Genomic DNA, 20,117 nt, shown 5'->3' with positions numbered 1-20,117 from the left:
TATTAATTCATACAACAGAGAACAAAAATGAAAAAAATACTACCCGCATTAATAACAGGTTTATTACTAAGTACAGCAGCGCAAGCAGACGAGGGCCCAGTAACAGCACAAAAACTAAGTGAGCATGTATACGTACTATTTGGGCAAGGCGGTAATATTGCAGCAAGTGTAGGCGATGATGGCATTTATATTATTGATGATCAGTTTGCCAAGTTATCAGACGACATTAAAAAAACGATTAGTGATTTAAAACCAGGCAGTGCAGAGTTTGTTATTAATACGCATCATCATGGCGATCATACCGGTGGCAACGAAAACTTTGCTAAAGCGGGTGCGCACGTTATAGCACACGACAATGTACACAAACGTTTAGAAGAGCAGCACGGCGAAGGGTCAGACTTTTTACCGCGCATTAGTTTTGGTCACGACTTAAAACTACATTTTAATAACGAACACGCCCATGTAGTGCATTACGAACATGCACATACCGATGGCGACTCGGTTATCTTTTTTAGTAACGACAACATAGTGCACATGGGCGACATTTACTTTAATTTTGGCAGCTTACCGTTTGTTGATGTAGATAGCGGCGGCAGCGTTGATGGTATTTTAGCAGCAGTAAACGATGTAGTTAATCAAATTGACGACAACACTAAAGTAATACCAGGACACGGTAAGGTAAGTGACCGTTCAGGACTGATAGCGTATGGTAAGCTAGTTCAAAACGCGAAAGACGTAATGCTAAAAGCAATGCAAAATAATGCAAGCTTAGAGCAAGTACTTAAAGCCGATCCATTGGCAGAACTTGGTCTTGAATACGCAGGCTGGTTACCAAAAGAGAAAGTAACCACACTTTTTTATCGCAGCTTAAAGTAGTACGTCTAAAGTAAAAAACATGATACAAAGCTGAGTGTATTCTTGATTTAATCGAGCGTACATTCGGCTTTTATTTTCTTATGCCTAAAGGAGTTGTGTATGTCGGCAGAAAAAACCCATCTTGAAATTTGTAATTTAACCAGAGAGCAATATCCGCAAATTAAAACCTTGATGGATCAAGCGTATCCCGACTTAGGTGGTGCGTGGCCAAGTCATACCATTTTTAGATTAATAGACCAATTTCCTGAAGGGCAAATAGGTATTGTAGATGACGGCGTGCTGGTGGGCTTAGCGCTGAGCGTACAAGTTGATTACACACGTTTTTCAAACCCGCATACATACGAAGATATTGCAGATGGTCACGACCGTGTATTTAGCGATACCGATGGCGATGCGCTATACGGCTTAGATGTTGCCATTAGCGAAACTCACAGAGGCATGCGCTTAGGTCGTCGCCTTTATGATGCCCGTAAAGAACTGTGCCGCCAATATAACCTACGCGCTATTTTAGCGGGTGGTCGTATTCCACGTTATTACAATCACAGTAGTGAAATGACGCCAATGGAATACATTGCAAAAGTAGATCAGAGAGAGCTGTACGATCCTATTTTAAGCTTTCAGCTATCTAACGATTTCCAGGTAAAGCGTTTACTTAAAAAGTACCTACCAGAGGATCAAGAGTCAGTTGGTTACGCCACTTTACTTGAGTGGAATAACATTATGTATGAACCAACCGACACGGTACTCGAGTCAACTAAATCAATTGTGCGCGTAGGTGCTGTGCAATGGCAAATGCGTTGTGTTGAATCGGTTGAAGAAATGCTAAAACAGGTTGAATACTTTGTAGATACCGTATCTGACTACAAAAGCGACTTTATACTATTCCCTGAATTTTTTAACGCGCCATTAATGGGCTTAGGAAATCAAAGCAATCAAACTGAAGCGATTCGTTATTTAGCGGAATATACCGAAACGTTTAAAAACGCGATGTCGCGTATGGCAATAGAATACAACGCCAATATTATTACCGGCTCTATGCCGCTTGCCGAAGACGATAAAATTTATAACGTAAGTTATTTATGCCACCGCAGCGGTAAAATAGACGAGCAACGTAAAATACATATTACCCCGCATGAGCAAAACGATTGGGTTATTCAAGGCGGCGACAAAATTGCTGTATTTGAAACCGATGCTGGGCGTGTAGGTATTCAAATTTGTTATGACGTAGAGTTTCCTGAGCTTTCACGCATATTAGCAAAACAAGGGTTAGATATTTTGTTCGTCCCATTTTGGACCGACACTAAAAATAGCTACTTACGTGTGCGCCATTGTGCACAAGCGCGTGCAATAGAAAACGAATGTTATGTGGTTATTGCAGGCTCGGTAGGTAACTTACCACAAGTAGAAAGCCTTGATGTGCAGTACTCACAATCGGCTGTATTAACGCCATCGGACTTTTCGTTCCCGCACGATGCAACACTTAACGAAGCCACACCTAATACAGAAATGCTGTTATTTAGTGACCTTGATATGGATAAGTTAAAAATTCTTCACAGCGAAGGCACAGTGCGTAACTTAAAAGATCGCCGCGAAGATTTATATGAAGTTATATTGAAAAAGAGAGATGTTTAATGGCGTGGATTTATTTGGTTATTGCCGGTTTACTTGAAATTGGCTGGCCGATAGGTTTAAAAATTTCGCAAAATTCAGATACTCGCTGGCAAGGCATAGCAATAGCGGTGGCATTTTTAGTCGCTAGTGGTTTTATGTTGTGGCTTGCTCAAAGGCAAATATCAATGGGCACCTCATACGCCGTGTGGACAGGTATTGGCGCTGCGGGTACGTTTTTAGTAGGTATATTGTTTTATAACGATGCAGCTACATTTGGTCGTATTGCGGGAGTACTGATGATTATTAGCGGTGTGATAACACTTAAAATAAGCTCTTAATTGGTAATTCGAATAAACGCTTAATTATGAATAGCGCAGGTATAAAAGCCTGCGCTTTTTTATGCTCTTAACTTGGCAATATGACCAAAAAAGCGGCAATGGCTATGAGTATTAAGCCTGCAGTATCTTGTTTTTTAAGTGGCTGTTTTAACCAAAGTACAGCAATTAGCATGGTAAAAAATACTTCAACCTGTCCAAGTGTTTTAACGTAAGCAACATGTTGTAAGCTCATGGCACTAAACCAGCCAATAGAGCCGATACAACTAAAAACACTAATTGCGGCTGTAGTGCCTTTGTATTGCCACAGTTTACTGAGTGTTTGCGGCTCTTTTAATAATAAATAGCTCAGTAGTATTAGTGTTTGTAAGCTAATTACAAACAGCAAAACCCAAGCGGCTGAGTGTGGAAATAATAATCCTGAGTTTAAGCTCGCTTCACGTACCCACAGTGATGTAAGTGCAAAGCAAGTACCACAAGAAAGTCCTAGTAATGCAGTTTTAGCATTAAAGTGTTTAACGCTTGTTATGCCGCTGAGTAGCAATACGGCAATAGCGCCAAAAAACACACCAAGCCAACCGAGTAAAGAAAGTGCCGAGCCAAAAAATAATACACCTAAAATAGCAGCCACTAACGCTTCGCTTTTGGCAAGACCAGCACCTACAGCGTAATTATTCATTTTAAATAACTTAACCATTAAACCAGTGGCAAGTATTTGCATAACACTTGCGCCTACAATAAATCCCCAAAAGGCATTATTAAACGTAGGCATGGCTGTATCTTGGTATTGATACAAACCATATAAATACACGGCAGCAATAGGACCTGCAATAATAAAGCGGGAGAGGGTTACGCCAGCAACACTCACATCGTTACTTAATTTACTTTGCAGGGCATTACGCCATGCTTGCATGAAGGCGGCTAAAAAAGTGAAAAATATCCAGGTCATGGTCGTCATCGTTAAAATGTAAGGCAGTAAAGTTAACAAGCTTTATGAAGTAAAGCGATTCATTAACCGTGATATTGAATATTCATCATCTGCGACATTATGTCGCACGGGTTTGGGGATAAATTTAGCTATAGTAAGCCTGATGTTATTGTTAGCCGCCAGCGTTTGTCATAAAACGTATCTGGCGGCTTTTTTATTGCGCTTATGCTAAATTATCCGAAACATCAAAAGGATAAATTATGACAACATTAGTTGTATGTGCATTACTTGCGGTATTAATGCCTTACTTTGCAAAAGTGCCGGTTGCTATAGCAATGGCAAAATTAGGTCGATACGACAATAAACACCCAAGGGCTCAACAAATAAAATTAACCGGCTTTGGTGCACGTGCGCTCGCTGCTCATCAAAACTGTTTTGAATCGCTTGCTGTTTTTGCTGTCGCTATTGCAGTTGTACTGGGCACTAACTCTGTAGGTGCAGTGACCGAAACGCTAGCGGTTACGCATATTGTGTCGCGTATTTTGTATTGCGTATTTTACTATATGAACCTAGATATAATTCGCTCATTAGTGTGGTTTATTGGTTTGGGTACAGCCATTGCCATGATTGTGGTGAGTTTGTAGGTTTATACTTTAAAACCACAAAGCAAGCAGCCTAAAAGGGCGCTTGCTTTGTAGTCTTGAACAACTCGTGGCGTTAATGCGATACTTTAATTCGCTCAATTAAATCGGTAGGTGCCACTTCACTATTAATCGCAAAATCTAGTTGCACAAGTACATCTTCAAAACCTGAATCTGATGCTTTATATTTCCATTTTGCTAGCGCCTCTTTCGCTGATTTATCAAAAACATCTTTAGGTTTAGATTGAATAACACTAATGTTTTTTGTTTTACCGTTTGCTGCAATATCGTATTTTAATACAACAGAGCCGCTGATCCCTTGTTGAGCTGCTTGTATTGGATAAGCAGGTTCAATGCGTATTGTTGGTGAAATATGTTCCTCTTGCGTTTTATTTACTTCTGGTTGCTTTGCAATTGCTAAGCCGCTTAGCATGCTTGCGGCTACAAGTAATAAGCCACCTTTAGCAAGCTTTGAACGCTCCCCGCTGTGTTTTATATTAATTAGTCGTTGTAACATGGTTTTTTTATCTCCGTAGTGTGAATAAGCCATAAGTCCTGTGGGCACATTTGCCGCGCAGTTTATTAAGGCTTTGCTATATAAAATATGTTGTTGAGTGGTTTTATCGGCTAATACCCGTTCATCACAAGTCAGCTCTTGTAGTCGGCGCATGCTTGCGTAACAAAACCAAGCTAGTGGGTTAAACCACAGTAAAATAGTAGGCAGTAATATAAGTGCGTTTGTTAAGTTGTCTTTGCGTTTAATGTGTACGTTTTCGTGCTCTAAAATAAGCGCTAATGTGGCTTTATCAAACTGGGTATTATAGTTACTCGGTAACACCAGCTTGCTGTTTAAAATACCGACCACCATTGGCGTGGCTACATGTTGGCTGGTATAAGTTTTAACATCAGCGGTAAGAGTGCCTTCAAATTGTGTTAACTCAGTTAACTGCAGGCTTTTAACAAAGCGGGTATGCGTAATAAAGCTAGCTATTAATAACCCTGCGGTAATAAGTACATACATGAGCGCCCAGCTAATACCCATTTCATGTGTAAAAGGCTGGTTAGGGGTGATTAAGTAATGGCTAATATTGCTATTTTGCAGTGGTTTAATCGCATTTGGTAAATTAGCAATAACCAATGCTGCAGGTAATAGCCATGCTAATTTATATACAAACCGCGAGCCAAGGGCTTTTAAACTAAATCGCTCGAGTAAAATAAATCCACAAAACAAGATACTTAATAGTAGTTGTTGCTCAATTAACCAATTAAACCCAGTTTGAATAACCATGTTAATCCCTTACTTTTGGTTTTTTTCCCAGTCATCTATAACTTTTTTAAGCTCGTTTATATCTTGCTGAGAAAGCTGCTCCGATTTAGCAAAGCCGCTTACAAGTGGCGCAATACGTCCACTAAAAAAGCGCTCAATAAAGTTTTGGCTTTCTTTTAAGGTGTAGTCGGCGCGCTCCATACACGGCATATAAATATACTGACGACCTTCTTTTTCAAATGTAAGTGCGCCTTTTTTTACTAGTCGACCTAGTAGGGTTTTAATGGTTTTTTCGTGCCATTGCTTATCGTCGCTTAAGCGCTCAATTATTTGGCTCGCGGTGGCGGGGTAGTTAATCCAAAGTGCGTCGAGCACGTCAAACTCTGCTTTTGATAACTCAATCATGCTATTGCCTACAAATGTAATCTTTAATTAAAGACTACACATGTAATCTTTAATTGCAAGTTTATTTTTAACTTTTTGAGATGTAATTAAGTGACTTGGTATTAGATTTTTGAAATATCGTTTTTATTAATTTGTATATATTGGTTTTCAGGTAGGTTTAGTTTTGAAAGGGTGAGGTCACTAAATTGCACTCTAAATAAATCAATTACTTTATATCCGCAGTAATGCGCCATTTTACGTATTTGTCTGTTTAGCCCTTGTTTTAAAACAATACTAAACTGATTGCTGGCTATTTTATTTACTTCACAAGGCAGGGTTATGTGTTTATCAACGGGTACGCCTGCTGCCATTTTTTTACAAAAAGCATCGTCTAAAGGCTTATTTACGGTGACTAAATAATGTTTAGGCTGGTGGAAGTCAGGATGTATTAGTTGATTACAAAAATCCCCATCGTTGGTCAAAATAAGCAAACCGCGAGAGTCTTTATCTAATCGACCAATAGGGTAAACGCGGGTGAGTGTGGGCAAATGGTGAATAAGGCTGGCTGGGTCATCAATATTTAATTTGCAGTCAATACCTACTGGTTTGTGGTACGCAAAATAAACTAAATCGGCAGCACCTTTAATTTCTTTTTCATTCACTATTACAATGTCTTGCTCATCAACGTGATCTATATGATTCGCTGGGCGATTATTTACAGTCACAACACCTTCATCAATTAAACGCGATGCCTGTTTACGAGAACAAATACCTGCATGGGCAATATATTTAGCGAGTCGGATTTTTGTGCTCATAACGTGTGACGCCAGCGGCTAATAAAAATTTGATCGTGATTATAGCAAAGCTGCGTATCGATAATGTTAAATAACCAGAACTCAGGTTAAATATAAAAAGGTAGTCAAGATGGGTATTAAATTTTCACAGTTAAAAAAGCACGAGCCGCTACAAAAAGTCATTGTTCACTCGTTAGATATGGCGCTTTATCAAGTATCAGTAATGATTAATAACGTTGAATACTATGTAACAGAAGACAGCGGTGAGTTTTTAAGAGCGCTAAGCCCACTGCATGTTCAAAAGCGTTTTGACAAAATAGCGTATGCCGAAATGGTACTGCGCCAAACAAGCGCTTACGACGAAATGTGCGGTCAGCCAGAAAAAACCGGTAGCAATATGCTTGAAGTACCTTACGGTAAAAATAATCTTTATTGATTGAGCTAATTTGCTAGTATCTGCTTTTTAAGGGCGATAAATGTATCAATTAAAAGTAGATAATATCGATGCGTTAAACTCAGCGCTTCGCGCACAAATGGTTGAATTTAACGCCCAGCATTTTGATGCGCAAAGAGTGCCATTAGGCTATAAATTTACTGATGAGCAAGGCGAGCTTGTTGCCGGTATTAGTGGGTGTGTGTTTGGAAATTGGCTGATGATTAGTTGGCTTTGGTGTAGCGATAGTGCACGAGGTAAAGGGCTTGCAGATAAACTGCTAACGGCACTTGAGCAAGCTGCTATTGAGCTAGGAGCAACAACTGCTCAGCTTGATACACTTGATTTTCAAGCAAAACCTTTTTACGAAAAGCGCGGTTATAGTGTTAAGTATCAACTTAATAATTACCCACGCTCAGGTACGCGTTACTTTATGGAAAAGCCACTTTAATTTTTGCTGGCTATTTTTCTTTTAGTGGCTCGCCTTCAAAGGTAATACCTAAAAAAGGTGTTGCCTCTGGTGCTAACATAAACGTGCGAATATTTAGGTGATCATCGCCTTTTGGGTTTTGCAGCACGTCTTCTCGGTAAAACTTACCAAAGCAATCTAACGTATTTTGTTTACTTAAATCGTTTAATTTAGCAAACGCAAAAATTTTACATGAGCCGTTGTTCTCACTCGCAGCGCTAAGTAATCCATGGTTATTAAAGCCACATGCAGTAAAGTCGTAATTTGCTTCAATCACAGCCATTGTATCGGTAAATTGAATGCTTTTTGGGTTTTCAGCAAGTGCTTTTAAATAGTTATTTAGTGTCATGTGTTACCTTTGGATTTTTAATTATTTAGCGCTCAACTCTAGCTCATCTGTTTGCTGATTTATATTGAATTTAAATCGCGATAAAAAGTTCATCCCTAGCAAACCTTGTCCGCGTGTGTTTTCAATGCTCAACACTTCAAAACCATAAATAATTTGCGAGCCCACTTTAAACGATTCAATTTGATAACGTTTTACAACAATTTGACCGTTAGCTGTGTTTACCGTTACATCGCCTAAATATAAAGGTTGTGGCGAAATTTGCTCAATTATACTTGTAGGTAGTGAGGTTACGCTTGCGCCTGTATCAATCATTAGTTCGGTCGATAGATTGTTATTTATTTCGGTGTTTATTAAGTAATGCGCGCCGTAAGGCGTTAAAGCAACAAAGTCGTCTAGCGATTGTGCTTTATTGATCATCGCTTGCAGTGTTTGCACTTGGCTTTTCAGATTGTGCTGGTTTGGCATTCGATCAAGGGTTGCTTGTGCGCTAATTAAATCGCCTTGCTGATAGTGGGCGTACGCAAGCGGATATAAAAACTGCGCGTTATCGCTTTTATAATCAAGCCAAATTTGTGTTTGCTCAATAATAGCTTGCCAATTTTGTTGCTCAGTTAATGTGTGTAATTCGTTTTGAGTGAGCGTATTTAAACGTGTATTTTCGTTACTTTGCTGATCAGCAGGTTGTAATGAATTAAGCTCAAATAAAGCAATAATGGCGTTTTGTGTTTGCTCGCTATTTATTAAATACTCAACCTGTAAGTTAAGTAATTCTACGTTATAAGGGCTGTTATTTAATAGCGCATTGAGAAATGACTCGCTGAGTAATAAATTGCTATTTAGCCATGTTTTAAGCTGTATCAGCCACGATGAATAAAGTTTTTTTGCACTTTCTGGGTAGCTATTTTTGAGTTGTTGATAGCTACTAAGTGCGGCTTCAAATTGGTGTTGTTTAAATTGCTGCTTTGCCGTATTTAGTAACGTATTTTGTTGTTTAGGCGATATGCTTTGCTGGGCACTTTGCGTTTTTTGTGGTGTAGTTAACGCAGGCTGCGGCCATAATAAATAAGCGTTAAGGCTAAGCGAGCCAATTAATAGCAAGGTGATTAGCTTGGTATAGTGGCTCATTGTGACCTCTTATTTTTAAACGAGTAGGTTATTTAATAAAGTGCGTTAAAGCATGGATGTTGACTATTTCAATATCAGCCAGCCCTTTATAAGCATAATTGGCGCCTTGATCGTTTAACCATACCGATTGGCAACCGGCATTATTTGCGCCTTGTACGTCGGTATCTAGGCTATCGCCAATGTGTAAAATTTCACTTTTAGCAACGTTTAAATGTGTGGCTGCTTTATCAAATAAGGTGCTGTGAGGTTTTGCTTTACCGTGCATACCTGCTTGCAGTACGAGTTCAAATTTATCGTGTAAGTTAAAGCGTTCAATTTCAACGTTACCGTTAGTAATCGCAACAAGCGTAAAGTGTTTGGCTAGGTTATCTAGTAAGTTTAGTACGTCATCGCTTACGACTATGTTGCTGCGCGCATCGGCAAAGGCGTTATAGGCGGCATTTGCATGGCGCTCTACATCATCTGCGGTAAACCCAAGTTTAGAAAGCGCTAAACGTAGGGTGTGTTTGCGCCATTTAGTTACATCATCTGCGAGATCTGGGTTTTGTATTACGGCAAGTTCGCGACATAGTTGCCAGTACTTTGGACCTTGCTCTTGATAGCCCGGTAGCGCGTTTAAATAATTTTGTTGGGCTTTAACGGCTGCTTTTATAATAGGGTGATTGCTGTATAGCGTGTCGTCTAAATCAAAGCTCATGACAGAAAATGGCTTAATAGCACGATTAAATCGGATCATATTTATTTTCCTAATCAGTTCGTTTTTTTGCGCGAGGGTGAGTGTTGTCGTACACCTTGGCTAAATGTTGAAAATCTAAATGCGTATACACTTGTGTAGCCGACAAACTGCTGTGCCCTAGTAATTCTTGCACGGCGCGTAAATCACCAGACGATTCTAAAATATGTGACGCAAACGAGTGGCGCAGCTTATGCGGGTGAACCTGCGAGCTAATACCTTGTTTTATTCCCCACTCTTGCATGCGTAGGCGCACTTGGCGAATCGAAATACGGTTTTTTTGGCTACTTAAAAATACTGCTATTTCATCGGGCTTTGCAAACTGAGGGCGTATTGTGAGCCATTTTTTTAATGCGTCTAACGCTTTTTTGCCCACCGGAATTAATCGCTCTTTATTACCTTTACCACGCACTAAAATTTCACCATTGGCAGCGCTAATATCTTGCATGTTAGCGCCAACTAACTCGCTTATACGCAGCCCTGATGAATACATTAACTCCATCATTGCTTTATCTCTAATTGCGAGAGGTTCGTCGTCAGGTATTTCGAGCAAGCGTGCCATTTGATCCACATCGAGATTTTTAGGTAGGGGCTTTGCAAACTTAGGGCCTTTTATACCTATAGCCGGATTATGGTAATGCGATTGCTCGGCAATGTTTTTTGCTTTTAAAAACTTATACAAACTACGAATGCAGCTGAGCTTTAAACTAATAGTACGGCCACTTAATTGTTTTGATCGCAGTGCCATGCTGTAGCGGCGAATATGCTCGCCTTGTACGCCAAACCAGTCGTCACATAATTTGCTAAAATAAAGGGCTGCAAAGCCAAGTTGGCTTACGTATTGATTAACTGTGTGCGCTGAATATTGTTTTTCAAACTTTAAATAATCGCTAAATAGCGTTATGGGTGTACGCCAATTATCGCTTAACTGGGTAATATTAGGCGCATCGTCACTCATGCTAGTTTTTGTAACCGCAGGTGTAATGCGTTTATAAAGTCGAGTACAAACAGATTATCTTGAGCGGGCTCAAAATGGTTTACGTTATTGCTACCAAACGCCAAAATAGCGATAGGGTGCTTGGTGTCGCCAATTAAATAAATAGCGACGGATTGTGTATCTTCACTAAATAATAATTCGCGCTCTTGCTGATTAATACGCCCTAAATAATGCCCAGAATGGGTAAGGCGATGTGAAATAAGTTCGTCGTATTTGGGATTATATTTTACTAATTTGCAGTCGTTAACATCTTCACTTGAGCAAATTATATTGCGTAGATTATTTGCAAGAGTATCAAAATCGTCATGATTCCAAAGTTGGCGATGGCACTGGCTAAACAAACGATATACAAGCTCGTTTTGCGTTGCATGCTTGCTCATAGCGTCTATTTGGCTTTTTAAAAGCGTGTTGTGCTCGCGTAATTGGCGTTGCTGAATATGTACCAGCGACGTTGCACCTTGAGCTTGCTGTTGCAGCTCAAGTTGTGCGAGTAGCTCCGGGTGTTGAACCAAAAAATCAGGATGTTGATGTAAGTAATCAATAACCTGTTCTTTACTTAGCTCGCTCATAGCGCTACTTGCCCGTCGAACACATGCTCTGCGGGGCCAGTCATGCGTACTGGGTGACCTTCGCCACTCCAACGTACTTGTAAGCTACCGCCTGGTAAATCTACTTGAACGGTTGTTGATAACTTATTTTGCATATGACCAATCACCATTGCTGCACACGCACCTGTGCCACAGGCTAGGGTTTCGTTAACGCCGCGCTCCCACACTCTTAATTTAATGTGTTCATGCGATACAACTTGCATAAAGCCAATGTTCGCTTTTTGCGGAAAACGTTCGTGGTTTTCAAGTAATGGACCCAATATATCAACTTGCGCGGTGGTTACGTCGTCAACTTCTAGCACGCAATGCGGGTTACCCATAGATACCGCGCCACTAAATACAGTGTGTTCTTCGGTTCTAATAATATAAGTAAGCTCACGCTTGCTCGCTTTTAAAGGGATTTTACTTGGCTCAAAATTTGGATGACCCATGTTAACCGTTACTTGACCGTCTTTTTCTATGTAGAGCGTTAAGTTGCCCGACTTGGTCGACACAGTAATTTTATGCTTGTTAGTAAGGCCCTTCATACGTACAAAGCGGGCAAAACAGCGTGCGCCGTTACCGCATTGTTCTACTTCGGTACCATCGGCATTAAATATTCGATAATGAAAGTCGAGATCAGGAGAATATGGCGCTTCAACCATTAGCAATTGGTCAAAGCCAATGCCAAAATGGCGATCTGCCAGTTTTTTGATTTGATCTCGCGACAAAAAAACATTTTGTGTAATGTTATCAATCACAACAAAGTCGTTGCCTAAGCCGTGCATTTTGGAAAAATTAACTAACATAGCGCTCTAATTCGGTTTTGCTCTGTGCTAATCATGCCACAGAGCAGCTAGTAGACAAAAACGTTTATGGTAAAACTTTCTCACCTTGATAAAGGCTTTCAATAGTTTCGCGTTCACGAATAAGATGATGCTGCTGACCATCTACCATTATTTCTGCAACACGCGGGCGCGAGTTGTAGTTTGAACTCATGGTAAAGCCATATGCACCAGCACTTCGTTGTGCGAGTAAGTCGCCTTGTTTAAGCGCTAGTTCACGATCTTTTCCTAAAAAGTCGCCGGTTTCGCACACCGGACCCACAATATCAAAGTTGTGAGTAGGTGTTTCGTCGTCGCGAACTGATACCGGAATGATTTTTTGCCACGCTTGATAAAGCGCAGGGCGAAGCATGTCGTTCATACCGGCATCTACAATGGCAAAAAATTTGTCTTGGTTTTGTTTAATAAATTCAACTTGAGTAACTAAAATACCTGCATTAGCTGCAATAGCGCGCCCTGGTTCAAAAATAAGTTCAAGGTGTTTGTAGTTAGCTAAGCGTTCGGTAACTTGCGCTGCATATTCACTTGGGTGCGGTGGTTGCTCGTTGTTATATGGCACGCCTAAACCGCCACCAATATCTAAGTGAGTTAGCTCAATACCGTTGGTTTTTAGCTCATCAATAAGCGCCATTAATTTATCAAGGGCTTCTAAAAAAGGTCTGACTTCAGTTAATTGAGAGCCAATATGGCAATCAACACCAATAATTTTTAAACCAGGTAAAGCCGCTGCTTGTTGATAAACACTTACAGCAGTTTGTATATCAATACCAAATTTATTCTCTTTTAAGCCGGTAGAAATATACGGATGTGTTTTTGCATCTATGTCGGGGTTTACGCGAATAGAAATAGGTGCTTCTAAGTTAAGCTCGCAAGCCACTTCAGAAATACGCTCAAGCTCAGAGGCTGATTCAACGTTAAAGCATTTAATCCCCAATTTTAATGCGTACGCTATTTCGTCTGCTGTTTTAGCCACGCCCGAAAAAACCACTTTAGAAGCATCGCCTCCCGCTTTAATTACACGTGCAAGTTCGCCTTTGGATACAATATCGAAACCCGATCCTAGGCGCGCTAATATATTAAGCACGGCTATATTTGAGTTTGCTTTAACGGCGTAACATACCAAGCTTTTATGATTTTTAGTGGCGTTAGCAAACGCTAAGTAATGGCGTTCAAATGTGGCGCGCGAGTACACATAACACGGCGTACCGTATTGCTGCGCTATGCTTGCCACACTTACGTCTTCGGCAAATAATTGGTTGTTTTTGTAGTTAAAATAATCCATTTATTGCTCCTGACTTTGCGATGTTTTGGCTTGCTCAGCGGTAGTGGCTGGTTTAGCTGTATTTTGAGGTTGGTTTTGCTCTGTTTGTTGCTCTGGTAAATATAACGGACCGCTTTGTCCGCAGCCAGCTAAGGCGCTTAACAGTACAGTGCTTATTAATAGTTTTTTTAATTGTAAGGTATGTGTCGCTTTCATTAGATTAATACGGTTGCTGGCTTTATAATCGCAGAGTAACAGAATATCTAAAAAATGCAGCTATTCGCGGATGATTTTATTCCTGTTACACTAGGACTTGTTTATCTCTCGAGGTTGAATTTGCGCTGCCCGTTGGGTTCGTCCTAGGAACGATTTACTCTTTGTTGCTCGGTTTTAACTTAGTCCACTAGGTTACAAACCTCGCGCCGCGATTAAATCGCCCCTAGATAGAACAAATTTCAATCCTGAAAGGTTAACAGGCCCTAGCTGCACATTTTTAAAGCTAATTCAAAGCTAAAACGTACCCAATATTAGGCGGCTCGCCTGCAAAGGAAATAACAATGACTGAACACGAATATCACCAATTAGCCGAAGCTCTTATGTTCACTATTGAAGAGCAGGTTGATGATTGCGAAGCTGATTTAGATTACGAATCGGCACAAGGTATTTTAGAAATTATTTTTCCTGATAAAAGTAAAATAGTGATTAATAAGCAAGCACCTCTTCATCAAGTATGGGTTGCGACTAAGTTTAACGGACATCATTTTGAAATGCGTGATGGGTTATGGATTGATAACCGCTCTGGCGCTGAATTTTGGGCGTTTATAAATGAAGCCTCAACTCGCCAAGCAGGCCAAGAAGTTAAGTGGCAATCATCACTATGAGTTTAGAATTTGTAGAATATGCAGCCCAAAGTGAGCACAAAGCAACGGTTATTTGGTTACATGGTTTAGGTGACTCTGGGGATGGTTTTGCACCCGTAGCTCCGCAGCTTAATTTACCAAGTGAGCTTGGTATACGGTTTGTTTTTCCGCATGCGCCAGTACAACCGGTCACCATAAATGGTGGTATGGAAATGCGCTCTTGGTACGATATTAAATCTATAGAATTAGATAAGCGTGCCGATGAACAAGGCGTAAGGGATTCGGCTGCAAAGGTAGAAGAGTTAATTAATAAAGAAATTGCTAATGGCATACCTGCTAATAAAATTATTTTAGCTGGTTTTTCTCAAGGTGGTGTTGTGTCTCTGCATTTAGCACCGCGCTTTGAGCAAAAGCTTGGGGGTGTTATGGCGCTTTCTACTTATATGTGTGTGCCGCAAAAATTTACTGATGAAGCAAAGCATACTGATTTAAACGTATTTATGGCTCATGGTAGCCAAGATAACGTTGTACCGCATAGTGCGGGAAGAAGTGCGTTTGAAGTATTAACAGCACATAACATGGATGTAAGCTGGCAAGAATACCCAATGGCCCACCAAGTTTGCGCAGAAGAATTGCAAGCTATTCGCCAATGGTTAATTGCTCGTTTAAGCTAATTTTGGAACCGCTGAGGTCAATATGAGTCAAAAAATAGTTATTAAAGCAAATGTTAAACGCGAACTACAAGAGAGTGTACCAACGGTAAGCTACGAGTGGAATTGGCGTCGTATTGTGAGTATTGCTATGTTGGTATTAATGACCTCTGCAGCAGTTGTGTATGGCTTAACAACGTCAGCCAGTGCAGAGCAAGGTGAGCATCCAAATGAGCAGGAGCAATTTTTAAGCTTTAGTAGTAACGCTCAAAACCAGACAAGCGTTGAAGTAACGGATGTTGAGCCTCAATCATCAGTAAACAACACTCCTAACGAGCCCGCAGAGATAACGCAACCGAGCATTGAACCGTTATTATTTGCGCAGAATGAGGTTGAGCAAAGCATATCAATTAATGCACCTGATAAAGCGGATCTTGTAAATACTGATACAGTTTTATTAGCTAACAACGATATTGTGATTGATCAAAGTGAGAGTATTAATACAGAGTTAAACTCAAACCTTGATAATGATGTGCAAGAAGAAACCGCAGAAGCTCAAAACGTAGCTGAGCCAGCCAGTCAAAGCGACTTACTTTTAGAGTTAGAAAGTGATGATGGTGCATTGAGTGGCACTGAAGGTTTTTCACCTACAGCACAAGTGGCAAGTGTGGCATTGGGGGCGCAAATAGATACAGGTAAAATTAGCCGTGCAGTACTTACTCGCAAAGTAAGTAAGCGTGAACCTACTAATGTGTTTGCTGCTGATATTAGATTAAGTCAGTTTGATGAAGGGCTTTCGTTTTTTAGTGAGATTAAAAACCTTCAAGGCCAGCAAGTTAAGCATGTTTGGTCGTTTGAAGGTGAAACTATGGCTGAAATTACACTTAATGTTACTTCGCCTCGCTACAGAACGTACTCAACAAAAAATATCATGGACACACAGACAGGCCATTGGCGTGTTGATGTAGTTGATGAGCAAGGCAATTTAATTGCCCAAAAAGAATTTAGAATTTTAGCTGACTAAAACTAGCTAAACGCAGTAATTAATTGGATACCCCTATGACAGAAAAAACAAAATTAGTACGCATCGCAACGCGCAAAAGCGCCTTAGCACTTTGGCAGGCCGAATTTGTAAAAGCAGAGCTTGAGCGTTTTCATGCAGATGTGCGCGTAGAATTAGTCCCAATGTCGACGCAAGGGGATATAATTTTAGATACGCCATTGGCTAAAATTGGCGGTAAAGGCTTATTTGTTAAAGAGCTAGAGCAAGCCATGTTAGATGGCCGAGCTGATATTGCCGTGCATTCTATGAAGGACGTGCCAGTAGAGTTCCCAGAAGGATTAGAGCTGTATACTATTTGTGAGCGTGAAGATCCGCGTGATGCGTTTGTATCAAACAATTTTGCAAATTTAAACGAGCTACCACAGGGCGCCATTGTGGGTACTTCTAGCTTACGCCGCCAGTGCCAAATTAAAGCACTTCGCCCTGATTTAGATATTCGTGATTTGCGCGGTAATGTAAATACGCGTTTAGGTAAATTAGATGACGGCCAATATGATGCTATTATTTTAGCGGCTGCAGGGCTTATTCGTTTAGAAATGGAGTCGCGTATTGCTGACTACATTGAGCCAGAAGTGTCATTACCGGCAAATGGTCAAGGCGCTGTAGGTATCGAATGTCGTATTGATGATGAAGTAACAAAGGCATTACTTGCACCACTTGAGCATATACAAACACGTATTCGCGTAAACGCAGAGCGTTCGATGAACCGCTATTTAGAAGGTGGTTGCCAAGTTCCTATTGGTGCTTATGCATTAGTTGATGGCGAGCAGGTACATTTGCGTGGTTTAGTTGGTGCTGTTGATGGCAGCGAAATTTTACGTGACGAAGTAACAGGTCATGTAAATGACGCAGAAGAACTAGGTATTGAGCTTGCTAAAAAATTACTAGCTCAAGGCGCAGACAAAATATTAGCTGAAGTTTATAGAGACGCATAAATGACACATATTCTGATAACTCGGCCCGAAGGAAAAGGCGCAGCCCTTGCACAGCAACTTGAGCAAGCGGGTTATCAGGCGTCTTTATTTCCGGTATTAAAAATAACGCATTTAACACCCTCCAGCACTGAACTTAGTCCGCTGTTAAATGCAGATAAAATAATATTTATATCGCAAGATGCAGTCAGTGCACTTTCGCAATTAAAACCCGATATAAATACCAAAGCGCAGTTTTATGCGGTTGGACAACAAACAGCCAACATTATATATGAGCAATTTGGTGTGCGCGCAGCAGTACCAAAGCAGTATGATTCAGAAGGGTTACTTGCGCTCAAATCACTCGCCGAGGTTGATGGCAGTAATATAGTGTTAGTTAAGGGGCAAGGTGGCCGCCCTGAGTTAGCTAAAACGCTAAAAGAGCGTGGTGCTTTTTTAAATAATTGTGTTGTGTACAAACGTGAACCCACAGAGAGTATCACCCCTAACTGGACAGACCACTGGAAAGGCCAGAATGTACACGGTATAGTCATAACAAGTAATGCAGCAGTTGATGCTATATTTAAAAGCCTTACTGCACACCAACTACAATGGTTACAACAGTGCCGATTTTATGTTGCAAGCGAGCGGATAGCCGCTTATTTAAAGTTGCAACAGGTAAGTTCGGCTAATATACACATTGCAGCAGGGGCTAGCGATAATGCTATGTTTACCTGCATAAATCAGCAAGGTAGCAACATGAGCGAACAGTCAAAGCCAGTTACGGCAGAAAAAGCCACATCAACAATAGCTAACACGGCCTCAGCTAAATCAGCTAAGCAAGAGCCAGCAGCTACAAAAAATACGACAGAAAAAAACAAAAAAAAGGTAAGTAAGGTTGCAGCACTTGCGCTTCTTATTTCGTTAATTGTGGCCTCTGGTGTTGGATACGAGTTTTATCAAAAATTAAATGCTGGTAAGGCGCAAAACCTAGCCGTTAATGAGTTAAGCGAGCAAAATAAGTTACTCGTTCAAGAGCTGCAAGCACTTAAATCGGCGCAATCTAATTTGCAGCAAGCGCTGTTTAATAGTGAGAAAAAAGTAGCCGCAACCCTAAGTGAAAGTGCAGCTCAAAATCAGCAAGAGCTAAAAGCAGCCCTGCAAAAAGCGCAGCAACAAGGCTCGTCTTTAAACCCACAAGAAGTAACCAGCTTACAGCGTATGGCTGAATTTAAACTATGGGCTGAAAAAGATTACCAAGGCACTAGTGCTGTTTTAAAGCGCTTAGATGCATTACTTAGCGAACACCCAGGAACAGTTGAAGTTCGCCAAGCTATTATGCAAGACATACAAACACTTGATAGCCTTAAACCTATAGCAACAGAGGCTATTTATTTACAGCTAAACAGTGCACTTAATAGCGTTGATAATTTAGTTTTTAATGCGGTTAACTTGCCAGAAGAAGCGGCTGCAATAGATGAAAATGCTTTAAGTGATGACGTGAGTGATTGGCAGCAAAACCTGAGTAATAGCTGGAATAAAATTGTGGATAGCTTTATTACTATTCGCCAGCACGAGGGTGTTTCCATTGAGCCATTACTTACAGATCAAGAGCGCCATTTAATTAATCAACGTATAAAGCTTAATATAACTCAGGCACAAGATGCACTTATGAGTAAGCAGGCGAGTATTTTCTTTAGCGCCTTAAGTGAAGCAAAGCGTTTAGTTGGTGAGTACTTTAAGCAAGACGATGATGCAACCAAAACGGTACTTAAAGCGTTGTCTAAACTCGAAAAAGAGCAGCTTAATTTTAATCCAAAAATAACCTTAAATAGTACACAAAAGGTTAAGGAGTGGGCGCAATGATAGGGCTAATTATTTTAATTGTAGCTATTGTTGTTGTACTAGCGGTTACTCCATTTGTGCTAGATGAAAAAGGTTATGTACTTATTTCATTTAACAATACGACGATAGAAGGCACGATAGTATCGTTTTGTATAATGGCAGTCATTACCGCTGTTGTTTTATATTTAACATACAAGCTAATCCGCTACTTATTATCGATTTATCATAATACTAAACATGGCTTTTTTGCACGTAGCCAAGAGCGCAAACAAGCAGCTATTGAGCAGGCTCTGTGGAGTGCTATTAATGATGATTACGAGCACGTAGAACAGGCTTTATCGGGTAATAGCGTACCAGATAAGTTTGAAGATATTCGCTTAGCATTACTTGCAAAAGCAGCGCTTGCTAATAATCAAACAGATAAAGCACTTGAGCGTTTATTTGAAATAAGCCCAGAGCATCAATTAAAAGTAGCAAAGCTATGGTTGGCAAGTGGCGACAGTAGCGCGATTGAGTCACAAATGCGTATTAGTGCAGAAGCTAAAAAAGTCACCGCACTTGAGTTAAAACTTTATGCAGAAGTATTAGTACAGCAACAACACTTTAGTGCGCTGGAAGACTTTTTGCCGCGTTTACTGCGCAAAAAAGCACTTACTGATGCACAGTGGACGCAGTTATTTAGTGCCTACTTTAATGCGTTAGATGCAGACAAACTGAGCGAAAAATATAAACAGCTACCTAAAAAGCTGCAAGCTCATGCCCACACCGCATATTTAATGCAAATGGCGCAAGCAGGTCAATTGGCTGTTATTGAAAGTGACTTAATTAAAATGGTTAAGCACAATGAGCAACACTTAGAGCTTGCCAATATATTAAGTAAATCAACAGCAGCCGATGCGCCTAAGTTGCAAATAAACATACAAGAACGCCTTAAAAAGGATGATTCAAATAATTCACTATTACTTGCGCTGGCTTGCCTTGCTAATGCTAAAGGTGATTATGACTTAGCAGCTAGAATTTTTGATAAAGCACTGAATAGTGACAATAAAAAACAGTTCTCTGAACAAGCTGTTTTGAGTTATAAAAATAGTGCACAAGCAGAAAAGGCGCTCGTTTTATATCAATAAATGACTACACTATAACTACTTAGCAT

The 20,117-nt window shown here is 40.4% G+C and carries 24 protein-coding genes; 12 read left to right on the top strand and 12 right to left on the bottom strand.

Annotated elements, in window-relative coordinates; translation table 11 throughout:
* Positions 1–27: 27 nt before the first annotated feature.
* From I6E72_RS13305 to I6E72_RS13295, 3 genes are all read left to right on the top strand, one after another.
* Positions 28–876 carry an MBL fold metallo-hydrolase gene (locus tag I6E72_RS13305; protein WP_010554552.1) on the top strand — a complete coding sequence of 283 codons (849 nt, stop codon included), beginning with the start codon at positions 28–30 and terminating at the stop codon, positions 874–876.
* Between the two features lie 99 nt (positions 877–975).
* A complete protein-coding gene (locus I6E72_RS13300) occupies positions 976–2,508 on the top strand; it encodes a bifunctional GNAT family N-acetyltransferase/carbon-nitrogen hydrolase family protein (protein WP_010554553.1) in 1,533 nt (510 codons plus the stop codon).
* Entirely contained in the window at positions 2,508–2,825 is a 318-nt protein-coding gene (locus I6E72_RS13295) for a DMT family transporter (protein ID WP_007580521.1), read from the top strand. The genes I6E72_RS13300 and I6E72_RS13295 overlap by 1 nt, the downstream gene beginning before the upstream one ends.
* A gap of 67 nt (positions 2,826–2,892) precedes the next feature.
* Here I6E72_RS13295 and I6E72_RS13290 read toward each other — a convergent pair whose 3' ends face one another.
* On the bottom strand, positions 2,893–3,771 hold the full coding sequence (locus I6E72_RS13290) for a DMT family transporter (protein ID WP_197112590.1): 879 nt from the start codon (positions 3,769–3,771) through the stop codon (positions 2,893–2,895).
* Between the two features lie 239 nt (positions 3,772–4,010).
* Between I6E72_RS13290 and I6E72_RS13285 the strand changes: the two genes are divergently transcribed.
* A complete protein-coding gene (locus I6E72_RS13285) occupies positions 4,011–4,394 on the top strand; it encodes an MAPEG family protein (protein ID WP_101163821.1) in 384 nt (127 codons plus the stop codon).
* Positions 4,395–4,467: 73 nt separating this feature from the next.
* On the opposite strand, the gene I6E72_RS13280 is transcribed toward I6E72_RS13285, so the two are convergent.
* The 3 genes from I6E72_RS13280 to I6E72_RS13270 form a co-directional block, all read right to left on the bottom strand.
* Positions 4,468–5,679, bottom strand: a complete 1,212-nt coding sequence (locus tag I6E72_RS13280; RefSeq protein WP_197103191.1) for a M56 family metallopeptidase — start codon at positions 5,677–5,679, stop codon at positions 4,468–4,470.
* A 9-nt stretch (positions 5,680–5,688) separates the two neighbouring features.
* Complete coding sequence (locus I6E72_RS13275; RefSeq protein WP_007580531.1) at positions 5,689–6,063, bottom strand: BlaI/MecI/CopY family transcriptional regulator; 375 nt, start codon at positions 6,061–6,063, stop codon at positions 5,689–5,691.
* A 101-nt stretch (positions 6,064–6,164) separates the two neighbouring features.
* Positions 6,165–6,857 (bottom strand): pseudouridine synthase, encoded by a 693-nt coding sequence (locus I6E72_RS13270; RefSeq protein ID WP_024589641.1) that lies wholly within the window; start codon positions 6,855–6,857, stop codon positions 6,165–6,167.
* A gap of 109 nt (positions 6,858–6,966) precedes the next feature.
* Here I6E72_RS13270 and I6E72_RS13265 point away from each other — a divergent pair, with 109 nt between their 5' ends.
* Together I6E72_RS13265 and I6E72_RS13260 are read left to right on the top strand one after the other, a co-directional pair.
* Positions 6,967–7,272 carry a DUF6482 family protein gene (locus I6E72_RS13265; protein ID WP_024589642.1) on the top strand — a complete coding sequence of 102 codons (306 nt, stop codon included), beginning with the start codon at positions 6,967–6,969 and terminating at the stop codon, positions 7,270–7,272.
* A gap of 40 nt (positions 7,273–7,312) precedes the next feature.
* Positions 7,313–7,720 carry a GNAT family N-acetyltransferase gene (locus I6E72_RS13260; RefSeq protein ID WP_101163819.1) on the top strand — a complete coding sequence of 136 codons (408 nt, stop codon included), beginning with the start codon at positions 7,313–7,315 and terminating at the stop codon, positions 7,718–7,720.
* Between the two features lie 10 nt (positions 7,721–7,730).
* Here I6E72_RS13260 and I6E72_RS13255 read toward each other — a convergent pair whose 3' ends face one another.
* From I6E72_RS13255 to lptM, 8 genes are all read right to left on the bottom strand, one after another.
* The gene (locus tag I6E72_RS13255; protein ID WP_024592619.1) at positions 7,731–8,087 is read right to left on the bottom strand and encodes a HopJ type III effector protein; all 357 of its coding nucleotides are present in this window, start codon (positions 8,085–8,087) and stop codon (positions 7,731–7,733) included.
* A gap of 21 nt (positions 8,088–8,108) precedes the next feature.
* Positions 8,109–9,212: a retroviral-like aspartic protease family protein gene (locus I6E72_RS13250; RefSeq protein WP_101163818.1), complete on the bottom strand. Its 1,104-nt coding sequence runs from the start codon at positions 9,210–9,212 to the stop codon at positions 8,109–8,111.
* Positions 9,213–9,240: 28 nt separating this feature from the next.
* Entirely contained in the window at positions 9,241–9,948 is a 708-nt protein-coding gene (locus I6E72_RS13245; RefSeq protein ID WP_121954373.1) for an HAD-IA family hydrolase, read from the bottom strand.
* 10 nt (positions 9,949–9,958) lie between these two features.
* On the bottom strand, positions 9,959–10,903 hold the full coding sequence (locus I6E72_RS13240; protein WP_024607738.1) for a tyrosine recombinase XerC: 945 nt from the start codon (positions 10,901–10,903) through the stop codon (positions 9,959–9,961).
* Positions 10,900–11,511 carry a DUF484 family protein gene (locus I6E72_RS13235; RefSeq protein WP_101217673.1) on the bottom strand — a complete coding sequence of 204 codons (612 nt, stop codon included), beginning with the start codon at positions 11,509–11,511 and terminating at the stop codon, positions 10,900–10,902. Before I6E72_RS13235 ends, I6E72_RS13240 begins: the two co-directional genes overlap by 4 nt.
* Entirely contained in the window at positions 11,508–12,338 is an 831-nt protein-coding gene (gene dapF, locus I6E72_RS13230; RefSeq protein WP_007580548.1) for a diaminopimelate epimerase, read from the bottom strand. Before dapF ends, I6E72_RS13235 begins: the two co-directional genes overlap by 4 nt.
* Before the next feature lie 64 nt (positions 12,339–12,402).
* Positions 12,403–13,656 (bottom strand): diaminopimelate decarboxylase, encoded by a 1,254-nt coding sequence (gene lysA, locus I6E72_RS13225; protein ID WP_024589650.1) that lies wholly within the window; start codon positions 13,654–13,656, stop codon positions 12,403–12,405.
* Positions 13,657–13,851: an LPS translocon maturation chaperone LptM gene (gene lptM / locus I6E72_RS13220; protein ID WP_024589651.1), complete on the bottom strand. Its 195-nt coding sequence runs from the start codon at positions 13,849–13,851 to the stop codon at positions 13,657–13,659.
* Positions 13,852–14,192: 341 nt separating this feature from the next.
* Here lptM and cyaY point away from each other — a divergent pair, with 341 nt between their 5' ends.
* Genes cyaY through I6E72_RS13190 form a run of 6 tightly spaced genes read left to right on the top strand, consistent with a single transcriptional unit; the run spans position 14,193 to position 20,091 of the window.
* Complete coding sequence (cyaY, locus tag I6E72_RS13215) at positions 14,193–14,516, top strand: iron donor protein CyaY (protein ID WP_002960979.1); 324 nt, start codon at positions 14,193–14,195, stop codon at positions 14,514–14,516.
* A complete protein-coding gene (locus I6E72_RS13210) occupies positions 14,513–15,169 on the top strand; it encodes an alpha/beta hydrolase (RefSeq protein ID WP_024589652.1) in 657 nt (218 codons plus the stop codon). The genes cyaY and I6E72_RS13210 overlap by 4 nt, the downstream gene beginning before the upstream one ends.
* Before the next feature lie 22 nt (positions 15,170–15,191).
* Positions 15,192–16,169, top strand: coding sequence for a DUF2914 domain-containing protein (locus I6E72_RS13205; RefSeq protein ID WP_197112588.1), 978 nt, complete (start codon positions 15,192–15,194; stop codon positions 16,167–16,169).
* 35 nt (positions 16,170–16,204) lie between these two features.
* A complete protein-coding gene (hemC, locus tag I6E72_RS13200; RefSeq protein WP_101217677.1) occupies positions 16,205–17,143 on the top strand; it encodes a hydroxymethylbilane synthase in 939 nt (312 codons plus the stop codon).
* Complete coding sequence (locus I6E72_RS13195; protein WP_197112586.1) at positions 17,144–18,985, top strand: uroporphyrinogen-III C-methyltransferase; 1,842 nt, start codon at positions 17,144–17,146, stop codon at positions 18,983–18,985.
* Complete coding sequence (locus tag I6E72_RS13190) at positions 18,982–20,091, top strand: heme biosynthesis HemY N-terminal domain-containing protein (RefSeq protein ID WP_024607744.1); 1,110 nt, start codon at positions 18,982–18,984, stop codon at positions 20,089–20,091. Before I6E72_RS13195 ends, I6E72_RS13190 begins: the two co-directional genes overlap by 4 nt.
* Positions 20,092–20,117 lie beyond the last annotated feature (26 nt).

The organism is Pseudoalteromonas sp. NSLLW24 (assembly GCF_015864725.1).
In the GTDB taxonomy this organism is placed as follows: domain Bacteria; phylum Pseudomonadota; class Gammaproteobacteria; order Enterobacterales; family Alteromonadaceae; genus Pseudoalteromonas; species Pseudoalteromonas arctica.
Note: the sequence above shows the minus strand (reverse complement) of the source record. Positions and strands in the feature narration are given on the sequence as shown.